General features: G+C 42.1%; 23 protein-coding genes. All 23 read left to right on the top strand.

Annotation, left to right across the window (positions count from 1 at the left end; translation table 11 throughout):
- The first annotated feature begins 2 nt into the window (after positions 1 to 2).
- The 23 genes from sleB to GLW00_RS10065 all read left to right on the top strand — a co-directional run bounded on the left by sleB (position 3) and on the right by GLW00_RS10065 (position 20,571).
- Positions 3 to 860, top strand: a complete 858-nt coding sequence (gene sleB / locus GLW00_RS10175) for a spore cortex-lytic enzyme (protein WP_160913592.1) — start codon at positions 3 to 5, stop codon at positions 858 to 860.
- Between the two features lie 11 nt (positions 861 to 871).
- Positions 872 to 2,212 carry a germination protein YpeB gene (ypeB, locus tag GLW00_RS10170; RefSeq protein ID WP_160913590.1) on the top strand — a complete coding sequence of 447 codons (1,341 nt, stop codon included), beginning with the start codon at positions 872 to 874 and terminating at the stop codon, positions 2,210 to 2,212.
- 109 nt (positions 2,213 to 2,321) lie between these two features.
- Positions 2,322 to 2,984 carry a flagellar brake protein gene (locus tag GLW00_RS10165; RefSeq protein WP_160913588.1) on the top strand — a complete coding sequence of 221 codons (663 nt, stop codon included), beginning with the start codon at positions 2,322 to 2,324 and terminating at the stop codon, positions 2,982 to 2,984.
- A gap of 122 nt (positions 2,985 to 3,106) precedes the next feature.
- The gene (gene cmk / locus GLW00_RS10160) at positions 3,107 to 3,793 is read left to right on the top strand and encodes a (d)CMP kinase (RefSeq protein ID WP_160913587.1); all 687 of its coding nucleotides are present in this window, start codon (positions 3,107 to 3,109) and stop codon (positions 3,791 to 3,793) included.
- Positions 3,790 to 4,371 carry a lysophospholipid acyltransferase family protein gene (locus GLW00_RS10155; RefSeq protein ID WP_160913586.1) on the top strand — a complete coding sequence of 194 codons (582 nt, stop codon included), beginning with the start codon at positions 3,790 to 3,792 and terminating at the stop codon, positions 4,369 to 4,371. The genes cmk and GLW00_RS10155 overlap by 4 nt, the downstream gene beginning before the upstream one ends.
- 103 nt (positions 4,372 to 4,474) lie before the next feature.
- Positions 4,475 to 5,617, top strand: a complete 1,143-nt coding sequence (gene rpsA / locus GLW00_RS10150; protein ID WP_089652592.1) for a 30S ribosomal protein S1 — start codon at positions 4,475 to 4,477, stop codon at positions 5,615 to 5,617.
- Between the two features lie 74 nt (positions 5,618 to 5,691).
- The gene (gene fni, locus GLW00_RS10145) at positions 5,692 to 6,714 is read left to right on the top strand and encodes a type 2 isopentenyl-diphosphate Delta-isomerase (protein ID WP_160913585.1); all 1,023 of its coding nucleotides are present in this window, start codon (positions 5,692 to 5,694) and stop codon (positions 6,712 to 6,714) included.
- A 719-nt stretch (positions 6,715 to 7,433) separates the two neighbouring features.
- A complete protein-coding gene (locus GLW00_RS10140) occupies positions 7,434 to 8,027 on the top strand; it encodes a YphA family membrane protein (protein ID WP_160913584.1) in 594 nt (197 codons plus the stop codon).
- On the top strand, positions 8,024 to 8,908 hold the full coding sequence (locus GLW00_RS10135; RefSeq protein WP_160913583.1) for a YIEGIA family protein: 885 nt from the start codon (positions 8,024 to 8,026) through the stop codon (positions 8,906 to 8,908). The genes GLW00_RS10140 and GLW00_RS10135 overlap by 4 nt, the downstream gene beginning before the upstream one ends.
- Positions 8,905 to 9,090, top strand: a complete 186-nt coding sequence (locus tag GLW00_RS10130; RefSeq protein WP_146816027.1) for a capping complex subunit for YIEGIA — start codon at positions 8,905 to 8,907, stop codon at positions 9,088 to 9,090. Before GLW00_RS10135 ends, GLW00_RS10130 begins: the two co-directional genes overlap by 4 nt.
- Before the next feature lie 177 nt (positions 9,091 to 9,267).
- Positions 9,268 to 10,578, top strand: a complete 1,311-nt coding sequence (gene der / locus GLW00_RS10125) for a ribosome biogenesis GTPase Der (protein ID WP_160913582.1) — start codon at positions 9,268 to 9,270, stop codon at positions 10,576 to 10,578.
- Between the two features lie 25 nt (positions 10,579 to 10,603).
- Positions 10,604 to 11,644: an NAD(P)H-dependent glycerol-3-phosphate dehydrogenase gene (locus GLW00_RS10120; protein WP_160913581.1), complete on the top strand. Its 1,041-nt coding sequence runs from the start codon at positions 10,604 to 10,606 to the stop codon at positions 11,642 to 11,644.
- Positions 11,645 to 11,705: 61 nt separating this feature from the next.
- The gene (locus tag GLW00_RS10115; RefSeq protein ID WP_089652586.1) at positions 11,706 to 11,963 is read left to right on the top strand and encodes a stage VI sporulation protein F; all 258 of its coding nucleotides are present in this window, start codon (positions 11,706 to 11,708) and stop codon (positions 11,961 to 11,963) included.
- A gap of 492 nt (positions 11,964 to 12,455) precedes the next feature.
- Positions 12,456 to 12,653, top strand: a complete 198-nt coding sequence (locus GLW00_RS10110) for a DUF2768 family protein (RefSeq protein WP_160913580.1) — start codon at positions 12,456 to 12,458, stop codon at positions 12,651 to 12,653.
- A 17-nt stretch (positions 12,654 to 12,670) separates the two neighbouring features.
- Positions 12,671 to 13,399, top strand: a complete 729-nt coding sequence (locus GLW00_RS10105; protein ID WP_160913578.1) for a YphF family lipoprotein — start codon at positions 12,671 to 12,673, stop codon at positions 13,397 to 13,399.
- A gap of 244 nt (positions 13,400 to 13,643) precedes the next feature.
- Complete coding sequence (spoIVA, locus tag GLW00_RS10100) at positions 13,644 to 15,122, top strand: stage IV sporulation protein A (RefSeq protein ID WP_160913576.1); 1,479 nt, start codon at positions 13,644 to 13,646, stop codon at positions 15,120 to 15,122.
- Positions 15,123 to 15,654: 532 nt separating this feature from the next.
- On the top strand, positions 15,655 to 15,927 hold the full coding sequence (hbs, locus tag GLW00_RS10095) for a non-specific DNA-binding protein Hbs (protein ID WP_008638574.1): 273 nt from the start codon (positions 15,655 to 15,657) through the stop codon (positions 15,925 to 15,927).
- 183 nt (positions 15,928 to 16,110) lie between these two features.
- On the top strand, positions 16,111 to 16,335 hold the full coding sequence (mtrB, locus tag GLW00_RS10090) for a trp RNA-binding attenuation protein MtrB (RefSeq protein WP_160913574.1): 225 nt from the start codon (positions 16,111 to 16,113) through the stop codon (positions 16,333 to 16,335).
- Positions 16,336 to 16,425: 90 nt separating this feature from the next.
- Entirely contained in the window at positions 16,426 to 17,229 is an 804-nt protein-coding gene (locus GLW00_RS10085) for a heptaprenyl diphosphate synthase component 1 (RefSeq protein ID WP_160913572.1), read from the top strand.
- Positions 17,230 to 17,231: 2 nt separating this feature from the next.
- On the top strand, positions 17,232 to 17,939 hold the full coding sequence (locus tag GLW00_RS10080) for a demethylmenaquinone methyltransferase (protein WP_160913570.1): 708 nt from the start codon (positions 17,232 to 17,234) through the stop codon (positions 17,937 to 17,939).
- 16 nt (positions 17,940 to 17,955) lie between these two features.
- On the top strand, positions 17,956 to 18,927 hold the full coding sequence (hepT, locus tag GLW00_RS10075; RefSeq protein ID WP_160913569.1) for a heptaprenyl diphosphate synthase component II: 972 nt from the start codon (positions 17,956 to 17,958) through the stop codon (positions 18,925 to 18,927).
- Between the two features lie 91 nt (positions 18,928 to 19,018).
- Positions 19,019 to 19,465, top strand: coding sequence for a nucleoside-diphosphate kinase (gene ndk / locus GLW00_RS10070; protein WP_160913567.1), 447 nt, complete (start codon positions 19,019 to 19,021; stop codon positions 19,463 to 19,465).
- 326 nt (positions 19,466 to 19,791) lie between these two features.
- Positions 19,792 to 20,571 carry a CheR family methyltransferase gene (locus GLW00_RS10065; protein WP_160913565.1) on the top strand — a complete coding sequence of 260 codons (780 nt, stop codon included), beginning with the start codon at positions 19,792 to 19,794 and terminating at the stop codon, positions 20,569 to 20,571.
- The last annotated feature ends 129 nt before the right edge of the window (positions 20,572 to 20,700 follow it).

The following is a 20,700-nucleotide window of genomic DNA, read 5'->3' as shown; positions in this document are numbered from 1 at the left end:
GGATGGTGTGGAAGAAGACGATGGTCGTTTTTATGGGTCTAGCCTTGTTGCTTTTCCCTTTATCAGAGTTGACCTATGTCAAACCTGTCCTAGGTTTCTCAAATCAGGTCATTCAGCAAGGGGCCACAGGTGATGATGTCATTGAACTTCAATCCAGGTTGCAATACTTAGGTTTTTACAACGGTGAAATTGATGGAGTATTCGGTTGGGGAACCTACTGGGCGGTTCGTAATTTCCAATATGAATTTGGACTGGAAATTGACGGACTCGTCGGTCAGGAAGTAAAAAATAAGCTGAATAAAGCCAGCAACTACGATGAAGGTTACGTAAAAGAACAGATCAGAAAAGGCAATGATTTTACACATTACGGGGGCACTCCCAAATCCCAGCAAACCAAACAAGGGAATCAACAGAAACAGCAAAATCAGCAACAGCAACAACAACAACAAAACCAGCAGCAACAACAGCCAAAGGAACCGACAGCTGTTAATGTTCCAAGTGGCTATTCACAAAACGACATTCAATTAATGGCAAATGCTGTTTACGGCGAAGCCCGCGGAGAGCCATATGTCGGTCAGGTGGCAGTAGCCGCTGTCATTTTAAACAGGATCCAGAGTGCTTCATTCCCTAACAATGCTTCTGGTGTCATTTTTGAACCACGTGCTTTCACTGCCGTGGCTGATGGTCAAATTTGGCTCGAGCCTAATGATCAGGCAAAAGAGGCGGTCATGGATGCGATTAATGGATGGGATCCTTCGGGGCAGGCTCTGTACTATTTCAATCCAAACACAGCCACATCGGACTGGATCTGGACAAGACCACAAATCAAGCAAATCGGCAAACATATTTTCTGTAAATAGGAGGTGGGCGTATGGGTAAATGGATTGCCATCATATTACTAAGTTTAACTACGGTTGGTGCAGGCATTTGGGGCTATAAAGAAAATCAGGACAAAAATGCTGTCTTGATCCAGGCTGAAAACAGTTATCAAAGGGCATTTCATGAACTGACTTACAATGTCGATCTTCTCCATGACAAAATCGGTTCAAGCTTAGCGATGAACTCTCGAAACCGGTTATCCCCTCAACTCGCTGAAATATGGAAGATTTCTTCTGATGCAAGTTCAGATGTAGGCCAGCTGCCACTGACACTTCTTCCTTTCAATAAGACGGAAGAATTCTTACACGACATCGGTGAGTTTACTTATCGGACAGCTGTTCGAGACCTGGAAAAGAAACCTCTCAGTGAAGAAGAAATCCAAATGCTTGAGGAGCTTCACAAAAAGTCGGGTGAAATTGAAGGGGAACTGAGAAAAGTACAAAATGTTGTCATGAAAGATAATCTAAGGTGGATGGATGTGGAACTTGCTTTAGCCACCAATGATGAAGTTGGAGATAATACCATCGTCAATGGATTCAAGACCGTAGAGCAGTCTGTGGATGGTTTCGAAGGATCAGTAACGAATACAAGTCTTGGTTCTTCCGGGCCGCAGAAGAGCTTCCGAAACCTTGAAGGTGAAAGAGTTGATGAAAAGCAAGCAAAGGAAATCGCTAGTCAATGGCTCGAAAAAGTACCAACAGATAAACTCACAGTTACTAAATCAGGAAAAGGTGCGGATGTACCAATGTACACGGCTTCCTTTCAAAACGGTGACAAAAATGGGTACATCGACTTGACGGAAAAAGGAGGACATCCTTTGACGATCATGATCAGCCGTAAAGTCGCTGAGCCGAAAATTTCCCTTTATGAAGCGTCTGAAAAAGCGAAAAAATATGCCAAACGCTTGAAAATATCTAACTTAGAGCTCGTCGAAAGTAATCAATACGACAACATGGGTGTTTTCCGTTTTCTTTACACTCAGAATGACGTCAGATTCTTCCCTGATTCTGTTGTAGTAAAAGTGGCGCTTGATAATGGAGAAGTCCTCGGGATGAGTTCGCGTGATTACTATAATTTCCATAGTGAGCGAGAGCTTAACGAACCTGAAATTTCATTGGAAGAAGCAAGAGCAAAAGTGAATCCAAATGTCAAAGTACAGGAGAATCATCTTTCTGTGATAGAAAATGATGTCAATGAACAAGTGCTTTGTTATGAATTCCTTGCTACGATGGAAAATACGACTTATCGTATCTTTATTAATGCGACCAATGGACAGGAAGAAAAAGTGGAAACGTTGAAAAAAGCAGAGATGAAGTTCAACCAGGAAGTTTAAAAAAAGAACCCTTTGAACAGGGTTCTTTTTCTCTGTCTTTATACCTATTATCTTCCTTTTTTTAGAGAGGCATGAGATAATGTAATCATGTATATAGAGGGGGAGCATGATGCAGAATTTGAAGGTGGGGACACCTCTTACGCTAGAGTTAAGAAAACCAGAAGTGGATGAAGTCGATCAATACAAGTGTAAATTGGTGGACTTTGAAGGTAGTAAAATTTACATTGATTATCCTGTACATACAAAGACTGGCCGGACAGGATTTTTTCTGGACGGCACACAATTTCAAGCAAGTTTTGTTGGTCAAGACGAATCGGTTTATTGGTTTAAGACAGAGGTGATGGCACGGGAAAAAAGAAACATTCCAGTTATAGGTTTGTTTTTTCCCGGCATGGAAGAATTGAATAGGGTTCAAAGACGCAAATATGTACGTGTTGATGCCTCTGTGGATGTAGCTGTAGAAAGCAACACGTTATCTTTTCCTACGATTACGAGCGATATTAGTGGTGGAGGGGTCATGTTAAGACAGTCGCCCTCCAATAAATTAGAAGAAGAGGAAAAGATCGGCTTGACGCTTGTTCTTCCCATGAATACAGGGGAGATCCATTATGTGTTTGCCGACGGTAAAGTGATTCGGGTTATCCCTGCGAAAGATTCCCAGCATGAGAGGGTTTCTATTGAATTTATTGATATTCATGAAAAGGACAGACAGTTGATTATCAAATATTGTTTTGAACAACAGATGCAGGCACGAGTGCGAGCACTCAAATAAAATGGATTTTCATAGTAGATTTATGTTATTCTTGACTGTGATCATTAAGCGAAAATTTTAGAGAAAACGCGCTGTACCAGTGCGTTTTCTCTTTGATAAGACAGATGGAGGATACGGATCGTATGAACACAATGACAATTGCCATTGACGGCCCAGCGGCAGCCGGAAAAAGTACTGTAGCAAAAAAAGTCGCAGAAAAGCTATCTTTTATTTATGTGGATACAGGTGCAATGTATCGAGCATTAACATGGAAGGCGTTAAAACAAGGCGTTTCACTCGAAGATGAGGATGGTCTGGCTCAGCTCCTGAGTCAATCTGAATTGAACCTTATTCAAAGTGATTCCGGTCAGAGAGTTATTCTCGACCAACAAGATGTGTCAGATGAAATCAGGACAGCAGAAGTTACTAATCAAGTATCGATTGTAGCTAAACACAAAAACGTCCGTGAAGAAATGGTGCAAAGACAGCAGGAACTCGTCAAGGACAAGGGTGTGGTCATGGATGGTCGTGACATTGGAACCCATGTGCTTCCAGACGCCGAAGTGAAGATCTTTATGATTGCTTCTGTTGAAGAAAGAGCGGAGAGGCGTCATAAAGAAAATATTGAAAAGGGTTTTTCTTCTGATCTACAACAATTGAAAGAGGAGATTAGAAAAAGAGATGAAATCGACTCTAATCGGGAAATTGCCCCGTTGGTTAAAGCAGAGGATGCCATTGAGATCGATACAACGTCCATGAATATTGATCAAGTGGTCGAGGGCATTTTAAACATCGTAAATGATAGAAGGAAGAAAGGGGACCAGGGATGAACTTATATAAATTAGGAAAAGCTTTGTGCAGCATCATCTTATATCCGATGTACAGAATAAAGATTGTCGGAAAGAAGAACATTCCTGCAGAAGGCCCAGTCATTATTTGTTCCAATCACATTTCCAACATGGACCCACCGGTTGTAGGTATAACAAGCAGCCGGAATATTTACTTCCTAGCGAAAGAAGAGTTGTTTAAAAACCCATTAATTGGGGGTATATTGAAAAAAGTCCATGCTTTTCCGATCAAACGTGGCATGAGGGACAGAAACGCCTTACGAAAAGGTCTGGATATTTTGAAAGAAGGGCACGCGCTTGGACTATTTCCTGAAGGCACAAGGCAGAAAAACGGCGAAATCGGCAAAGGTCTTGCCGGGGCTGGTTTCTTTGCATTAAGGTCCGAAGCTGCGATTGTTCCCTGCGCCATCATCGGTCCATATAAAAGGTTTAAGAGATTGAAAGTGGTTTATGGTGAACCGATTGATATGACAGAATATCGTGAACAGAAAGCTTCTGCCCAGGTTGTTACGGATCGGATCATGGAAGAAATCAGACAATTGCATAAAATTCATCAATGATGAGGCGTAATCACTTGACAAAATGCTCTAAATATTAGAAGTTAGACAAAAGGGCATTTCTGTATTATTAGGTTGTGTCGGAATTTGAAGGAGGTAGCTTGGTATGGATGAAATGAATCAAGAAGTATCTGGAATGAAAGAATTCTCTGCAGGGGACATCGTGACTGGTAAAGTCGTGAAGATTGAAGAAAAACAGGTCCTCGTAGATGTTGGATATAAAGTCGAAGGTATTGTACCTATCAGTGAATTATCCAGCCTTCATGTAGAAAAAGCTTCAGATGCAGTGAGTGAAGGAGACGAGCTCACTCTGCAAGTGAAGAAAGTGGAAGATGATGAAATCGTACTTTCTAAGCGTGCCGTTGATGCAGATCAGGCATGGGAAGATTTGGAAGCTAAGTTCGAGAGCGGAGAAATCTTTGAAGCTGAAGTTAAAGATGTAGTTAAAGGCGGGCTTGTTGTTGATATCGGTCTGCGTGGATTCATTCCAGCTTCTTTGGTTGAAACGTATTACGTTGAAGATTTTGAAGACTACAAAGGAAAAACACTTTCCTTAAAAGTCGTGGAATTGGATCGTGAGCAAAATCGTGTAATCCTTTCCCACCGTGCAGTCGTTGAACAAGAAGAATCAGCGAAGAAGCATGAAGTGCTACAATCTCTAGAAGAAGGACAAGTCATCGAAGGTACTGTACAACGTTTGACAGACTTTGGTGCTTTCGTAAATCTTGGAGGTATTGACGGACTAGTACATATCTCCCAGTTATCTCATCAGCATGTGGAAAAAGCATCTGATGTTGTAGAAGAAGGCCAAGAAGTCAAAGTAAAAGTGCTTTCTGTCGATCGTGACAATGAAAGAATTTCTCTTTCTTTGAAAGCTACACAGCCAGGACCATGGCATGACATCACTTCAAAAGTGAACCCTGGTGAAACTCTTGAAGGAACGGTTCGTCGTCTCGTAAGCTTCGGTGCTTTCGTCGAAGTGTTCCCTGGAGTAGAAGGTCTTGTCCACATTTCTCAAATTTCCAACCGCCACATCGGTACACCTGATGAAGTCTTAGAAGAAGGACAAACGGTGGAAGTGAAAGTTCTGGATGTTGACGAGGACGCTAAACGCCTTTCATTAAGCATGAAAGAGTTAGAGCGTGACGAGACTCGTGCTGAAATTCAACAGTATGAGAAAGAAGATGACAATTCCGGATTCTCTTTAAGTGATATGATTGGCGACAAGCTCGATAAATATAAAAAATAAGCTCCTGAACCATTAAGTGATGGCTCTTGGAACCATCAACAATGGTGATGTGCTTAAAAGAAGTAGGGATGGATATGAGCAGATCTGAAAGGAAGATTGACCATATCCGCCACGCCATCAGTCACGAACGGGAGATTCATAATCATTTTGATGACATCGAAATTGTTCATCAAAGTCTTGCCCGTCTCAATTTCGAGGATATACAGATGAATATACAAGTGGGGGAACTTTATTTAAGTTCCCCTCTTTTTGTTAATGCGATGACTGGCGGTGGCGGAGAAGAGACCATGGCTATCAACCGTGACTTGGCTCTAGCAGCAAAAGAAACGGGGATTGGGATGGCTGTCGGTTCTCAAATGTCGGCATTAAAAAATACCGAAGAGCGAAGAACATATGAAATTGTCAGAGAAGCGAATCTTGAAGGTGTCATTTTTGCTAATGTTGGTAGTGAAGCAACATTAGAGCAGGCAAGGGAAGCGGTTCGTATGCTAGATGCCAATGCTCTGCAAATTCATATCAATACGCTTCAAGAAATGATCATGCCTGAAGGAGATCGTGATTTTTCACATCGTATGCACAGAATTCAGAGCATCATTGACCACATGGACGTTCCGGTGATTGTAAAAGAAGTGGGTTATGGAATGTCGAAAGAAACTGCGGATATTCTCTATCAAATGGGTGTTCGTCACCTGGACGTAGGTGGAAGAGGGGGGACTAACTTCTCTAAAGTCGAAAACATGCGGCGTGAGCGTGCATATACTTCCTTTAATAATTGGGGCATTCCCACTCCGGTTTCAGTACTTGAAGCGTCAATTCGAGATGATTTGCATGTTTTCGCATCAGGAGGCGTTCGTCATGGCCTTGATGGAGCAAAGGCTATGGTGCTTGGTGCAAAAGGGTTCGGAATGGCCGGATCATTGTTAAAGATATTAGTGAATGAAGGAAGGGAAGAGTTAATTCAGGAGATTCATCATATTCTACACGAATTCAAAATTGCTATGATGCTTCAAAATGCTCTCCACCCCAAGGAACTGAATGGAAAAGCACATGTGAAGTTCGGTTATACGAAACAATGGTATGACCAAAGAATGAAATAAGCCTATGACAAATTTGTCATAGGTTTTTTTATGTATTTTTTTCTATGCTTCTTAAACATAAGCTCCCTTTAGTTGAAGACTCAGTTTCGAGATGTTTCCAGGGTTCGTTGCCTGGTTAAGCGTTAGGGGTGGCTGGGAAGCAACTCGCTTTCCTGTGGGGGAGCGCCGAGCTTCCTCGGACTGCGTCCTGCGGAATCTCGCCTATCTCCTTCTCCCACGGGAGTCTCGCAGCTTCCCAACCACCCCATTTGTGGAGAAGTGGAACGAACCCCTATACCGAAAGTGAGTGTCTCTTATTCCTCTATCCTAAGTAGGCATAAAACGCTCTATATCAAGCCTTAAGTTCTGGCAGCCAGCAGTAGGAAATTTTATATGATTCATTTCGCTTCATTATTCAAGCTGATCTTTTAGAAGTGGTTTCGAGAACCATACTTGGTTAAGGGGCGGAGGGGAATGGTGAGACTCCTGCGGGAAAAGAGTGCTAGGTGAGACCCCGGAAGGCGTCAGCCTGAGGAGGCTCACCGCGCTGCCGCGGAAAGCGAGTCATTCCCCGCAGCCCCATCCACTTAACAAAAGTCTCGAAACTGAGTCTTCAAGAAACCTGCCATATTGTTTAATAAGTAGTAAGCACAAAAGGTTATTCCTGTTTCTTTATAGAAAATGTTTAAAGCTTTCATGAACCACACATAATAATTGGTGAAGCTTGGGAGGTGTGAGTCTTGGAGGCAACCTTTTATTGGTTTGCGTGGTCACTAACAATTATAGCTGTTTTTTTCATTCATAAAAGGAAATTCAAACGCGATTTGTTACTGGTTTTAGGTGTCTTTATGTGTACATATGACATGCTTTCCTGGAGTCAAAAAGGGCAATTTTACATTCATATTATTACCCTTGTCGTTCTCGGAACCTACCTATATATATCGATAAGAAGGTCATTGTTTGATTATTTCTGGCCGTTCATTCTTAGTATTGGTTACGCTGCTGTTTGGATGTTTCTTATTGTTCACCCAATATGGGTAAACTTTCCGGGTCTTTCACTGTTCACTCTTGTGATTGCGGGTCTCCTTCGAATTTTTATTAAGGATGTAGGTGGCCAGATCGGTCTATGGATGTTAACGAATGCCGGGGGTACCTTATTCTCTTTCCTTATCTTCGCCCTTTATCAAAATGAAGGGCTGATTGCCACTCACTTGATGCTTTCTTTTTGGATCAAAGGGGTATTTGTTCTGCTCCTTTTTCATGGCATGGAGCAATTGAAGAGATCGATACGTAAAAAAAGAAAATCCATATCAAAAGGAGCTGCTTTTGTGTGAATGAATACACGTATCCCATTATTTTAGGAATCCTTGTCGGTACAGCACTTCGAGTCTTTATGCTTCGTACGGATTACAGGCAATACCCTACTTATCTTCATGGGAAGATCATCCATTTATCTTTAGGGTTTATTGCAGCAGCACTGGGAACCATAGCCATTCCTTCTATTATGGAAAAAGAATTCACAGCCGTGACCTTTTTGACGTTAGCGGCTTCACAATTTCGGGAAGTGCGTAATATGGAGAGGAATACATTAACAGAAATGGACTCTTATGAACTTGTCCCTCGGGGCAATACGTATATTGAAGGAATAGCGGTGGCTTTCGAAAGCAGGAATTACCTTGTTATCTTCACTTCTTTTGTCGTAACTCTTTGTTACTTAGCCCTTAATGTTTGGGTGGCTTTAGGTGCTGCTATCGTATGTTTCCTTCTATCTGGAATGTTGATGAGCGGGTCCAAGCTCTCCGATATCGTAACGGTAGAAGAGAAGGCCATATCCTTCGACGGAGCCGGGTTGTATGTGGATAACATTTACATTATGAACATTGGTTTACCTGAGCGTCAGGAAGAGATTATGAAATATGGAATGGGCTTTGTATTGACCCCTAAAGAATTCAGTGTGCGTTCCACCATTGCTAACCTCGGTCAACGACAGGCTATTTTGCATGACGTTTCTGTAACCCTTGGAGTTTTCAGGGATTCAGGTACTCCCGCTCTCGTGCCATTGATCAAGAGAGACTTGAATGATGGAAGGATTGGTGTGTTCATTCTTCCTCAAGAGAAGGATTCTAAACGAGCGAAGGAGATTATTGAACACGTACCCGTCCTTGAAAATGCAATACAAATGCCTTCGAGAAAAGGTAGGAGGAATCATTCATGAAAATGGAGAAGGCCATTTTGGCAGCCGTGACTACGGAGGATGATCGGGTTCATGGCAGTGCAGCTGTATTTAAATGCGATACGAAGGAAGAGATGGAAGCTATAGCAGCGAACTTAGAAGCTATTTTAGATGGAATCGCTCATGCATTAAGTGATCAACTCTATATTATCGTCAAGCACTGAGAAAGAATTGTTTCTTTTTCTAAAGTTTGCTAAGATAATAAAGTTAATGGCTTCCTGCTGTTCTTCGGAAGATGGGCTATTAAACCATCGCCCGGGGAAGAGCAGTATTTTTTTGCTTTTCACTACTGAGGAAACATGGAATAATGAAAATAGAAATAAAGAAAGGATGATCCTTTCATGAGAAAATCAGTAATTGCTATTGTAGGACGACCGAATGTTGGGAAATCAACGATATTTAACCGACTGGTCGGAGAGAGAATTTCAATTGTAGAAGATACGCCCGGTGTCACAAGGGACCGGATTTATGCAGAAGCGGAATGGTTGACCACTCGTTTCAATGTCATTGATACAGGTGGAATTGAACTTGGAGACGAGCCGTTGCTCGTGCAAATGAGAGCACAGGCCCAAGTAGCGATCGATGAAGCGGATGTCATCGTTTTCATGGTGAACGGCCGTGATGGAATTACAGGGGCTGACGAAGAAGTAGCCAAGCTATTATTCAAATCGAATAAACCGGTGGTACTTGCAGTGAACAAGGTAGACAATCCTGAAATGAGGGAAAACATATATGAATTCTATTCCCTCGGTTTTGGTGAACCTTTCCCGATTTCGGGTACACATGGTCTGGGACTCGGCGATATGCTGGATGAAGTAGTGAGCCACTTCCCGGAAAAAATTCAGGAAGAGATCGATGATGATACCATTCGTTTCAGCTTGATCGGACGACCGAACGTAGGAAAATCGTCGCTCGTAAACAGTCTTCTTGGTCAGGAACGCGTAATTGTCAGTGATATCGCAGGTACGACAAGGGATGCCATTGATACTCCTTTCACAAAAGACGATCGAGATTATGTGATCATTGATACAGCCGGCATGAGAAAACGAGGCAAAGTTTATGAAACGACCGAAAAGTACAGCATCATGAGGGCTTTAAAAGCGATTGAACGCTCGGATGTTGTTTTGGCATTAATTGATGCAGATGATGGGATTCAAGAACAGGACAAAAAGATTGCGGGCTATGCCCATGAAGCCGGAAAAGCTGTCATTATTGTTGTCAACAAATGGGATACTGTGGAGACAGATGAAAAAACGATGAAAGAGTTTGAGGATAAGGTTCGGGATCAGTTCCGTTTCCTGGACTATGCTCCAGTCGTCTTTTTATCTGCCAAAACAAAAAAACGGATTCATACACTGATTCCAAAAGTGTTGGAAGCAAGCGAGAATCATGCGAAGCGTGTGCAGACGAATCTGCTTAACGAAGTGATCATGGACGCTCTTGCTATGAATCCATCTCCATCCATCAAAGGTCAAAAGCTGAAGATCTTTTATGCCACTCAAGTTTCTGTCAAACCGCCAAGCTTTGTGGTGTTTGTCAATGAACCTGAATTGATGCATTTCACTTATGAGCGATTTTTAGAAAACAGGATTCGTGAAGCCTTCGGTTTCGAAGGAACGCCAATTAAAATATTCGCTAGAAGACGTAGCTGATTCATTCACGAAGGGAGCAGGTAACATGGAGAAAGTAGCTGTACTTGGTGCGGGGAGCTGGGGAACAGCTCTTGCCCTCGTTCTTGCTGATAACGGGCATGAGGTTCATCTCTGGACACACAGGGAGAGCCTTGCTGAAGAAATCAACCAAACGCATAGAAATGAAAAATATTTAAAAGATGTGGATCTTCCTCATTCGATTACTGCAAGCCATGATTTGGGAGCAACTGTAAAAAATGCAAAACATGTCATTTTGGTTGTTCCTACAAAGGCTATGAGAGAAGTCTGCGGTCAATTGAAGCAAGTCCTAAACGAAAAAGTGATTATTACACACGCTTCAAAGGGGATAGAGCCTGGCTCTTACAAGCGTGTTTCTGAAGTGATTTCCGAAGAGATCCCTAAAGAAAAATATGAAGATATCGTCGTTCTATCCGGTCCAAGTCATGCGGAAGAAGTGAGTCTCAGGCAGCCGACGACCGTAACGGTTTCTTCAGAGGAACTAGAAGTCGCAGAAAAAGTGCAGGACCTCTTCATTAATCGACAGTTCCGTGTGTACACCTCTCCTGATCTTGTTGGTGTGGAACTTGGGGGCGCATTGAAAAATATTATCGCCCTTGGTGCTGGTATTTCTGATGGGCTAGGTTACGGAGATAATGCTAAAGCAGCACTGATTACTAGAGGGCTTGCTGAAATTGCTCGTCTTGGAACCTCGATGGGAGCAAACCCGCTCACCTTCTCCGGCTTGACAGGTATCGGCGACCTTATTGTAACTTGTACGAGCTCGCACAGCCGAAATTGGAGGGCTGGGAATAAACTTGGACAAGGGTACCCATTGGATGAGGTATTGGATCAAATGGGAATGGTCGTTGAAGGTGTCAGGACGACGAAAGCCGCTTTCCAACTTGCGCAGGAGCAAGGAGTGGAAATGCCGATCACTTCAGGAATCTACCGAATTTTATTTGAATCGGCTGATCCGAGAGATGTCGTCGACGAATTGATGACAAGGATTCGACGTCATGAAATGGAGGATTTGACAAATATTCTTGATGAAAAGATGAATGACTGACACATATCGACTCTCGTGCATATACTACACAGAACCTAACGCACGAGGAGGTCAATTGTTCATGAACGATTTTCAGAAGAATATTTTTGATCATCTGAAGAAAAAGGCAAACATCGACCCAGAAGATGTCTTCAAAGTGGCGAATTCTGTACAAAATGCTGATTTCAGTGATGAAAAGACGGTCAGACGTCTTGTTCGCCAGCTCGCAAAGGTTGCTAATAAGAACGTGTCTAAATCAAAGGAAGATAAAATCGTTGAAGCAATCACCAAACAAAACATGCCTCTGGATATGAATACCTTGGGCAAGTTTTTAAAATGATTACGAACCAATAGGCGCCTGAGGAGGCGGTCCTTCATTCGTATGCATAAGATATTACGCAGCAATCATTACACATGAGCTGGTCAGGGAATTGTTTAGTCAACCGGAGCAAACCATTTGCTCCGGATTTTTTTATGCATTTTTCATTTGAAAAACGCAGTAAACCGAAGTCATTATTTTCATATAAGCCCACTTATCTTGAAGAATCAGTTTCGAGATGTTTGTAGGCCTCATACCCCATAAGAGTCTCACTATTACCATCAGTCCTTAGACGATATAAGTGGCTCGGGACCCCTTTTGAAATACAAGGTGGCGGAGGGGAACCATATTCTTTACTAACCATTCATCCACAAAATATAGGCGAGAGACATTCTAAGAAAAAGTTGTAAGAAAGGCTATACAAGACTGATAGACTCTGTTTTCTCATCTGTCCGTTTATGGATACATGTGGTATAATACCATCAGCAAAGTGTGCTTGAAGGAGGAAGAACTGTGTCTGAATCAATGCTCAAAATGTACATATCCTTCGCAGGGATTATTTCATTGTTCCTGGCTGTTGGTTTGATTTACTTAAGCAGGTATAAATTAAAAGGCTTTCTATCAGTGATGATTGCGGTATTTGCCTATTTGTTTATGATTTTCGGGGGAATCATCATATTTTATATCGTCCTGAGCGGACCTACAGCCTAACAGGAGGGAGACACCACATGAAACGCTTTTTATTCATATTATTGCCCTTGACGGCATTATTGCTTTCCGGATGTCTATATCCGCAGAACAAGTTGGCGAAGAACCAGGTTCCGAATGACCAGCAGCTTGAGATGGTTCAAAATGCTGTAGATACCTATCAAGAGAAGAAAAACGGTCTTCTGCCTATCAAAACGAAAGATCAGGATACGCCAATCTTCCAGAAGTATCCGATTGAATTCAGTAAGTTGAAAGAAATGAATCTTCTCTCTGAATTACCGGGTACCTCGTTTGAAAACGGCGGCCATTATCAGTATGTCATCATCCATCCTGAAACAGATCCGACTGTGAAAGTGCTGGACCTTAGAACGACAGAGGAGGTGCGGTCTTTGCAGGTTAAAGTGAAGTTCTACCGGGATAATAATAAATTTCCACCTTTTGGTGATTTCGTAGCTCCTGGGGTGTATGAACTTGATCATGAGAAAATTGGAATGGACGAACCTCCGATGGTCAACAGTCCCTATTCTGATCAAAAACTTCCCGTTTATCTGGATGAACAGGGAAGAGTGTATATTGATTATCGAAAAGACTTGTACACCTACTTAAGAAATGAAGATCACAGTTACGAGCATGGAGAAGATATCCGTTACTTACTGACGGATCATACCCCATTCGTCCCTGCCTATTCCACCACATACACAATAGAAGATGGGGAGCCGGTGTTTTCCAAAGCCCAGCCATCGACATGATTGTTAACCGTTCCTGCATAGAGGGACGGTTTTTTTCATAGATTTTTAGTGAGCATAAACTAAACTTGATTATCCTTTACCTATCCAGTGTTTCTCTTCTCCTGTTTATGCGAATCATCTATGAATGTTTGTCCACTAGAAGTATCTGTACTTATAATTTCTTGCATATTTCACTAGGACAACGTCATAGAATTAGATTGTCTAGGCTTGTATGAAGGTGAAATTTTATTTGGGAGGGGATCCTTTGGAAAAGGTTGATATCTTCAGTGATATTTCCAAACGGACAAATGGAGATATTTATTTAGGAGTCGTTGGGGCTGTTCGTACTGGAAAATCCACATTCATAAAAAAATTCATGGAGCTCGTAGTATTACCAAATATGGAGGAAGAGTCAGAGCGTGAGCGCGCGTTGGATGAGCTGCCACAGAGTGCAGCCGGAAAGACAATTATGACAACAGAACCTAAGTTTGTCCCTAATCAGGCGGCAAACATCAATATTGATGATCACCTCGACATCCGCGTCCGCATGGTTGACTGCGTCGGCTATGCCGTGAAGGGTGCAGTCGGATATGAAGATGAGCACGGTCCAAGAATGATTCATACTCCCTGGTATGAAGAGGCGATTCCTTTTCATGAAGCCGCAGAAATCGGTACTCAAAAAGTAATCCAGGAGCATTCGACCATTGGAATCGTTGTGACAACAGACGGTACCATTGGAGAAATCGCCCGTTCTGATTATGTGGAAGCGGAAGAGAAAATCGTAGAAGAATTGAGGGAAGTCGGAAAGCCTTTCATCATGATTGTGAACTCTGCTCAGCCTCATCATCCGAATACGGAGAAATTGAGGGCGAATCTGTCTGATAAATATGATATCCCCGTCCTTGCGCTTTCTGTAGAAAGCATGCGGGAAAACGACGTTCAAAATGTCCTTCGGGAAGCATTATTTGAATTCCCTGTGCTTGAGGTGAATGTGAACTTACCTAGCTGGGTGATGGTGCTTGATTCTCGTCACTGGTTGAGAAACAACCTTCAAGCAGCGATTGAAGATACTGTCAAGGATATTAAACGATTACGGGATGTGGATACGGTCGTAGGAAACTTCGATCAATACGAGTACATTACGGGTGCTCATATCTCGGGTATGGACCTTGGGGAAGGGATTGCTGAAATCGATCTTCAAGCGCCGGAGCATTTGTACGATCATGTCTTGAAAGAAATTGTCGGAGAAGAGATCCGAGGAAAAGATCATTTACTTGAGATCATGCAGGATTTCTCACATGCGAAGAGAGAGTATGACCAGGTGGCTGATGCCTTACAGATGGTCAAACAGACCGGATATGGCATCGCTGCACCGACCTTAGAAGATATGACGCTTGATGAACCTGAAATCATCAGGCAGGGCTCAAGATTCGGGGTGCGTTTGAAAGCTGTCGCTCCTTCAATCCATATGGTCAAAGTGGATGTCCAATCTGAATTTTCACCAATTATCGGTACAGAGAAACAGAGCGAAGAACTTGTGCGGTACCTGATGCAGGACTTTGAGGAAGATCCACTATCCATCTGGAATTCCGATATCTTCGGAAGATCCTTAAGTTCAATCGTACGTGAAGGCATACAGGCTAAACTGGCGCTCATGCCGGAAAATGCAAGATACAAATTACAAGAAACGCTCGAACGTATCATCAATGAAGGATCTGGTGGTATGATCGCAATTATTTTATAACGGCTCCGTGTGAGCCGTTTTTAATTTTTTCTTTTTTACGTATTTAAAAAACATCGAAACATAGAGCATCTGGAAGTCTTTTTGAACTCCAGAAGTGAGGCAGACCTGTATGGAATACCTGGGTTTTGCTTTCACAAGAGAAGACTATAGGAACTTCTTTTTTCTTCAAAAAAACACGACAAATGCTTTCTTTTCAGTGTTTTTTTGAAAAAAATTACGAAGTTAAAAGGATTTTTTGAGGTAGATGTCGTAATTACCTATGTGAAGATCAAAAAAGTTGTCTAAACCCCGCCATATCAAGGTTTTAGCGGGTTTGCCACTTGAAGAAGATTATGGCAGGCGGGACCGTAAATGAAGCGAGATTCAGCTCTGAAGTCGCATTGTTACGCGTTTTTAACATGATTGTCTATTGAATTTCGCTACAAACTCGTTTATTATAAGGCTTGTCATCAAAAGATGGCACCTAAATAAACATTTGAAGTGGATGAAACCACTTGAATGAGTTAAACCTTCTTGGGAGGAGGTGAATGGCATGAATAAAACAGATCTAATCAACGCTGTATCTGAAAAAGCTGATCTTTCTAAGAAAGATGCTACACAAGCTGTAGATTCTGTATTCGAATCTATCATGGATTCACTTAAAGACGGTGATAAAGTCCAATTAATTGGATTCGGTAACTTCGAAGTACGTGAGCGCGCGGCACGTAAAGGCCGTAACCCGCAAACTGGAGAAGAAATCGAAATCTCCGCGAGTAAAGTACCAGCTTTCAAACCTGGTAAAGCCCTTAAAGATGCGGTTAAATAATAGCTACATAGGGCTTCGAAAAAGGGTGCATGTGCACCCTTTTTCTTTTTATTTTTATTAAAAACCTGTATTGAGGCCATAATGATGGAGAGGCCGTTCTTATGCAGGGGTGAACAAGGTGGATGTTTTGACAACAGTCCCCTTTTTAAGAGATAGTAATGATACTAGAAGGAGGCGGTCCTTATGACTACATCTAACAACGATTTCTTTGTGATAAAAGCCCTTGAAGATGGTGTGAATGTCATCGGTTTGACCCGCGGTACGGATACACGTTTCCATCACTCTGAAAAGCTTGATCGTGGGGAAGTCATGATTGCTCAGTTTACAGAGCATACTTCTGCCGTGAAAGTGCGTGGGAAAGCGGTCATTCAAACGAGCCACGGAGAAATGACGAACGAGGCAGAGTAACCTTCGCTCTGCGAACGTATACATAGTAAACAGTAAAAGGTCAAATATGCTATAATAGGAATGGTTTAATAGTGTTCAGGAAGGGACAAGGTGATCAAGTTGAATTCTTCAGATAACGACATCAAACAACTCAAACGAAAAATTGCATCGAAAGTTCGCCACCCTTATTTGGTACGTTTTATCCCTGAGCCGACGATCGATGAAGACAAACTTGTCATTTTGTCTTCAATCATGGATCACACGAATTTGTCTGAGGTGAAAAAAGAACAATACATCATTACAACGATGCTTGTACAGATTGCTCTTGATACACACGATCTCGTTACTTTATCAGATGAAGAAGATGATCGTGACATCATTCGCAGTCGTCAATTGACGGTCCTTGCCGGCGATTATTATAGCGGCCTGTATTATTATCTGCTTTCTCAACTTGACGACATTCCTATGATTCATACGCTTGCTGGGGCGATTAAGGAAATCAATGAATTGAAGATGGAACTTTATTATAAAGATGTGGAGTCATTCCAAGAATTTTTAGAAGGTTTGAAAAAAATTGAGTCTCTGCTTATTCAAAGGGTTGCTTCGTATGTCCAAAAAACAGCCATTAATGATATGGCTGGCGAATGGCTTTTAGCTAAAAAGTTGATGGAAGCAAAGCGCAGCTATCAGGAAGGGAATTTCTCCCCTCTTATTGATGCCCTCATCAAACGCCCGGCTTTACTTGGGAATAGTGGCCAAGTAGTGGTGAACATTGAACAAATGCTGCAAAATCACATGCACCGGCTGGAAACGACGATCACCCAGCTACCCGTCCATTTCAACTGGCTGAAATCTTACATGCACGCGGCTATTCATCATCAATTCAACCATAGAAAGATAGCGGAAGAAGGGTGAATATGGAACCACAATCAAAAGAAGAAAGAGTACATCATGTATTCGAAAAAATTTATGAACGTTATGATAGTATGAATTCAATTATCTCCTTTCAACAACACCGATTATGGCGGAGAGATGTCATGAAACGTATGAATGTGAAAAAGGGAGACCATGCGCTTGATGTCTGCTGCGGGACAGGGGATTGGACGATGGCACTGGCCAATGAAGTCGGTACACAGGGGAAAGTGATCGGCCTTGACTTCAGTGAGAACATGTTGTCCGTAGGCATTAAGAAAAAGCTTGCCGGCAGGGTAAGCCAAGTGGAATTTCAGCATGGTAATGCCATGAGCCTGCCTTATGAAAATCACCAGTTCGATTTTGTAACGATCGGCTTTGGTTTAAGGAATGTTCCTGATTATCAACAAGTTCTAAAAGAGTTGCATCGTGTCGTGAAACCTGGAGGCAAAGTCGTCTGTTTAGAAACTTCACAACCGACCAACCCCGTCTTCAAAAAACTCTATTATTTTTATTTCGGAAAAATCATGCCTGTGTTCGGTAAGCTTTTTGCCAAAAGTTATCAGGAGTACAGCTGGCTTCACGAATCAGCGAAAGACTTTCCAGGGAAAAAGGAACTGAAAGAGATGTTTGAAGAAGTCGGGTTCAAAAATGTAACTGTAAAATCCTATACGGGCGGCGTTGCAGCCATGCATATGGGGGAAAAGCAATAACTAAGGATGAAATGCCATGAAACTAGCAATGATTTACTCTTTTCTTAAAAATGACCTTGCGGTAATCGAAGAGGCTGTAAATGATACAATACAATCCGACAATCCAGTACTTAGAGAAGCTTCCAGTCAATTGTTACAAGCAGGTGGAAAACGGATCCGTCCTGTCTTTGTATTGCTTGGTGGTAAATTCGGTGACTATGATATCGAGCGCATGAAGGCTGTCGCTGTTTCTTTAGAGCTCATACATACCGCTTCCCTCGTTCATGATGATGTCATTGATGAAGCTGAACTGAGACGTGGGGAGCCCACAATTAAATCTCGCTGGGATAACAGGATTGCTATGTACACGGGAGACTATATTTTTGCCAGGTCGCTTGAGAATCTATCAGTACTTGAAAATCCCCGGGCTCATCAGATCCTTGCCGGGACAATGGTTGAATTATGTCTAGGGGAAATTGAACAAATCAGAGATAAATACAATATTGAACAACATCTTCGTACATATTTACGGAGAGTTAAAAGGAAAACCGCATTGCTTATCGCAGCTAGCTGCAGGCTTGGTGCTATAGCAGCAAATGCTGAGCCAGCTCATGAGCGTGCTCTTTATCAGTATGGATACTATGTTGGGATGTCCTACCAAATCATTGATGATGTTCTGGATTTTACGGCATCTGAGAAAGAATTAGGTAAACCTGCAGGCAGTGATCTTCTCCAAGGGAATATTACTCTACCTGTTCTTTTTTCTATGGAAGATCATGAGTTCAAAAAGGAACTGGAACATGTTTTTCAGCAGAAGGAAGATCTGACAGCGGCTCAACTTCAATCCTTGATAGAGAAAGTTCAGTCCAATGGTTCGATTGAACGGTCACTGGAACTGAGTGATCGTTATTTGAAAAAAGCTTATCAAGCCCTGAACAAATTACCAGCAAATCGTGCAAAACAGACACTCAAAGGAATTGCAAAGTATATTGGTAAAAGAAGGGCATAAATCTATTGCCTTTCTTGCCTTTGTTTGATAGACTTTTTTATGGCACTTATTAAAAGCGCTTTCACACTATACATAAGATGAGGTGTTTGTCATGGAAAAGACTTTTTTGATGGTTAAACCAGATGGTGTACAACGCAATTTGATTGGTGATATTACAGCAAGATTTGAACGCAAAGGGTTTAAACTGGCAGGGGCGAAGTTGATGGCAATCCCTACAGAACTTGCAGAAGAACATTATGGTGAACATAAGGAAAGACCATTCTTCGGTGAGCTCGTAGACTTCATCACCTCAGGTCCTGTCTTCGCAATGGTTTGGGAAGGCGAAGATGTAATTGCAACTGCACGTACAATGATGGGAGCTACAAAGCCCGCTGAAGCTGCTCCGGGAACCATCCGTGGTGATCTTGGAGTAACAGTAGGGAAAAACGTCATCCATGGCTCTGATTCAAAAGAAAGTGCTGAAAGAGAAATCGGTTTGTTTTTTGATGAAAAAGAACTTGTCGATTACGAGAAAGATTCACTCAACTGGATCTACTAATGAGAAAGCCACCTTCCAAAGGTGGCTTTTTTATTTCATAAACATATGAAAGGCTGTTCCACGATTTGACAGGGTTGTGGAAGAGCCAGTTGCCCGATGTTCCCGAGATCCGTTGCGGGGATTGAGCGTCAAGGGAGGCTAGGAAGCTACTCGTCTAGTTCCATCATCCAGCCACTTGCGTCATAAGCAGAACAGCAAAGGAATGAACAGCACCAAGTAGGAAGGTGTCCCGTTATCCCAATTGTTTCGACTCGCTGTGATTGTTCGTTTACAACCAGATGATGCTGGAGTACGCTTATATGGAATAAGCAGAGGGAGTTTTGGGAATGAGTGAGGATTACATACAATTCATAGAGAGAGTTCATACAAAAACAGGAATCGATTTATCGCAGTACAAGGAAGCACAAATGAAGCGAAGGCTGACTTCCTTAAGGGAGAAGCGCGGGCACGATAATTTCAAAAGCTATTTCAATGCTCTGGAAGACAATTCACTGTTGTTGAATGAATTTTTAGATCGTATGACCATCAATGTATCTGAATTTTACCGGAATAGAAAGAGGTTTGAAGTGCTCGAAGAAAAAGTCATTCCCTATTTGCTTCAAAAAAAGAAGAAGTTACGGATATGGAGTGCCGCATGCTCTACGGGTGAAGAACCATACACGTTGGCTATGGTATTGAATCGACACATCCCTCTTCAACAAGTGGAGATCCTTGCAACAGATCTCGATGGTCTTGCTTTAGGGAAGGCTCAAGCAGGCCTGTATCATGAGAGGTCATTGAAGGAAGTACCGCCAGAGATTCTTAAAAAATACTTTAGAAAAGAAGGAAGCACCTACCGTGTGATTGATGAGGTCAGAAAGAGTGTCACCTTCAAGAAGCACAATCTTTTAGCCGATCGTTATCCGAAAGATTTTGATCTTATTGTCTGTCGCAATGTAATGATTTATTTTACTGAAGAAGCGAAGAAGACCATCTACAAAAATTTCAGTCATTCACTCATAGATGGAGGGATCTTCTTCGTCGGTAGCACAGAGCAGATTTTCTCTCCGCAAACCCATGGATTTGAAGTATATGACACGTTTTTTTATAGAAAATGGCAAAAATAAGTGGTCGGAAGCGCTTTCTAAGCTTATTTTATAAAAATTCCGATATTTTGACGACACAAATTTACATCCATATGATATAGTAGTATCTAAAATTTAGAACACCCCTACTAGGGGATGAATACATAGGAG

It is taken from the genome of Halobacillus litoralis (assembly GCF_009856445.1).
Lineage (GTDB): Bacteria > Bacillota > Bacilli > Bacillales > Halobacillaceae > Halobacillus > Halobacillus litoralis.
The sequence above is the reverse complement of the archived record's forward strand: the minus strand, read 5'-3'. Positions and strand labels throughout refer to the sequence as shown.

Excerpts from the sequence above, each read along its gene's own strand:
- sleB (WP_160913592.1), top strand. The coding sequence starts at position 3 with ATGGTGTGGAAGAAGACGATGGTCGTTTTTATGGGTCTAGCCTTGTTG.
- ypeB (WP_160913590.1), top strand. The coding sequence starts at position 872 with ATGGGTAAATGGATTGCCATCATATTACTAAGTTTAACTACGGTTGGT.
- GLW00_RS10165 (WP_160913588.1), top strand. The coding sequence starts at position 2,322 with ATGCAGAATTTGAAGGTGGGGACACCTCTTACGCTAGAGTTAAGAAAA.
- cmk (WP_160913587.1), top strand. The coding sequence starts at position 3,107 with ATGAACACAATGACAATTGCCATTGACGGCCCAGCGGCAGCCGGAAAA.
- GLW00_RS10155 (WP_160913586.1), top strand. The coding sequence starts at position 3,790 with ATGAACTTATATAAATTAGGAAAAGCTTTGTGCAGCATCATCTTATAT.
- rpsA (WP_089652592.1), top strand. The coding sequence starts at position 4,475 with ATGGATGAAATGAATCAAGAAGTATCTGGAATGAAAGAATTCTCTGCA.
- fni (WP_160913585.1), top strand. The coding sequence starts at position 5,692 with ATGAGCAGATCTGAAAGGAAGATTGACCATATCCGCCACGCCATCAGT.
- GLW00_RS10130 (WP_146816027.1), top strand. The coding sequence starts at position 8,905 with ATGAAAATGGAGAAGGCCATTTTGGCAGCCGTGACTACGGAGGATGAT.
- der (WP_160913582.1), top strand. The coding sequence starts at position 9,268 with ATGAGAAAATCAGTAATTGCTATTGTAGGACGACCGAATGTTGGGAAA.
- GLW00_RS10120 (WP_160913581.1), top strand. The coding sequence starts at position 10,604 with ATGGAGAAAGTAGCTGTACTTGGTGCGGGGAGCTGGGGAACAGCTCTT.
- GLW00_RS10115 (WP_089652586.1), top strand. The coding sequence starts at position 11,706 with ATGAACGATTTTCAGAAGAATATTTTTGATCATCTGAAGAAAAAGGCA.
- GLW00_RS10105 (WP_160913578.1), top strand. The coding sequence starts at position 12,671 with ATGAAACGCTTTTTATTCATATTATTGCCCTTGACGGCATTATTGCTT.
- hbs (WP_008638574.1), top strand. The coding sequence starts at position 15,655 with ATGAATAAAACAGATCTAATCAACGCTGTATCTGAAAAAGCTGATCTT.
- mtrB (WP_160913574.1), top strand. The coding sequence starts at position 16,111 with ATGACTACATCTAACAACGATTTCTTTGTGATAAAAGCCCTTGAAGAT.
- GLW00_RS10080 (WP_160913570.1), top strand. The coding sequence starts at position 17,232 with ATGGAACCACAATCAAAAGAAGAAAGAGTACATCATGTATTCGAAAAA.
- hepT (WP_160913569.1), top strand. The coding sequence starts at position 17,956 with ATGAAACTAGCAATGATTTACTCTTTTCTTAAAAATGACCTTGCGGTA.
- ndk (WP_160913567.1), top strand. The coding sequence starts at position 19,019 with ATGGAAAAGACTTTTTTGATGGTTAAACCAGATGGTGTACAACGCAAT.
- GLW00_RS10065 (WP_160913565.1), top strand. The coding sequence starts at position 19,792 with ATGAGTGAGGATTACATACAATTCATAGAGAGAGTTCATACAAAAACA.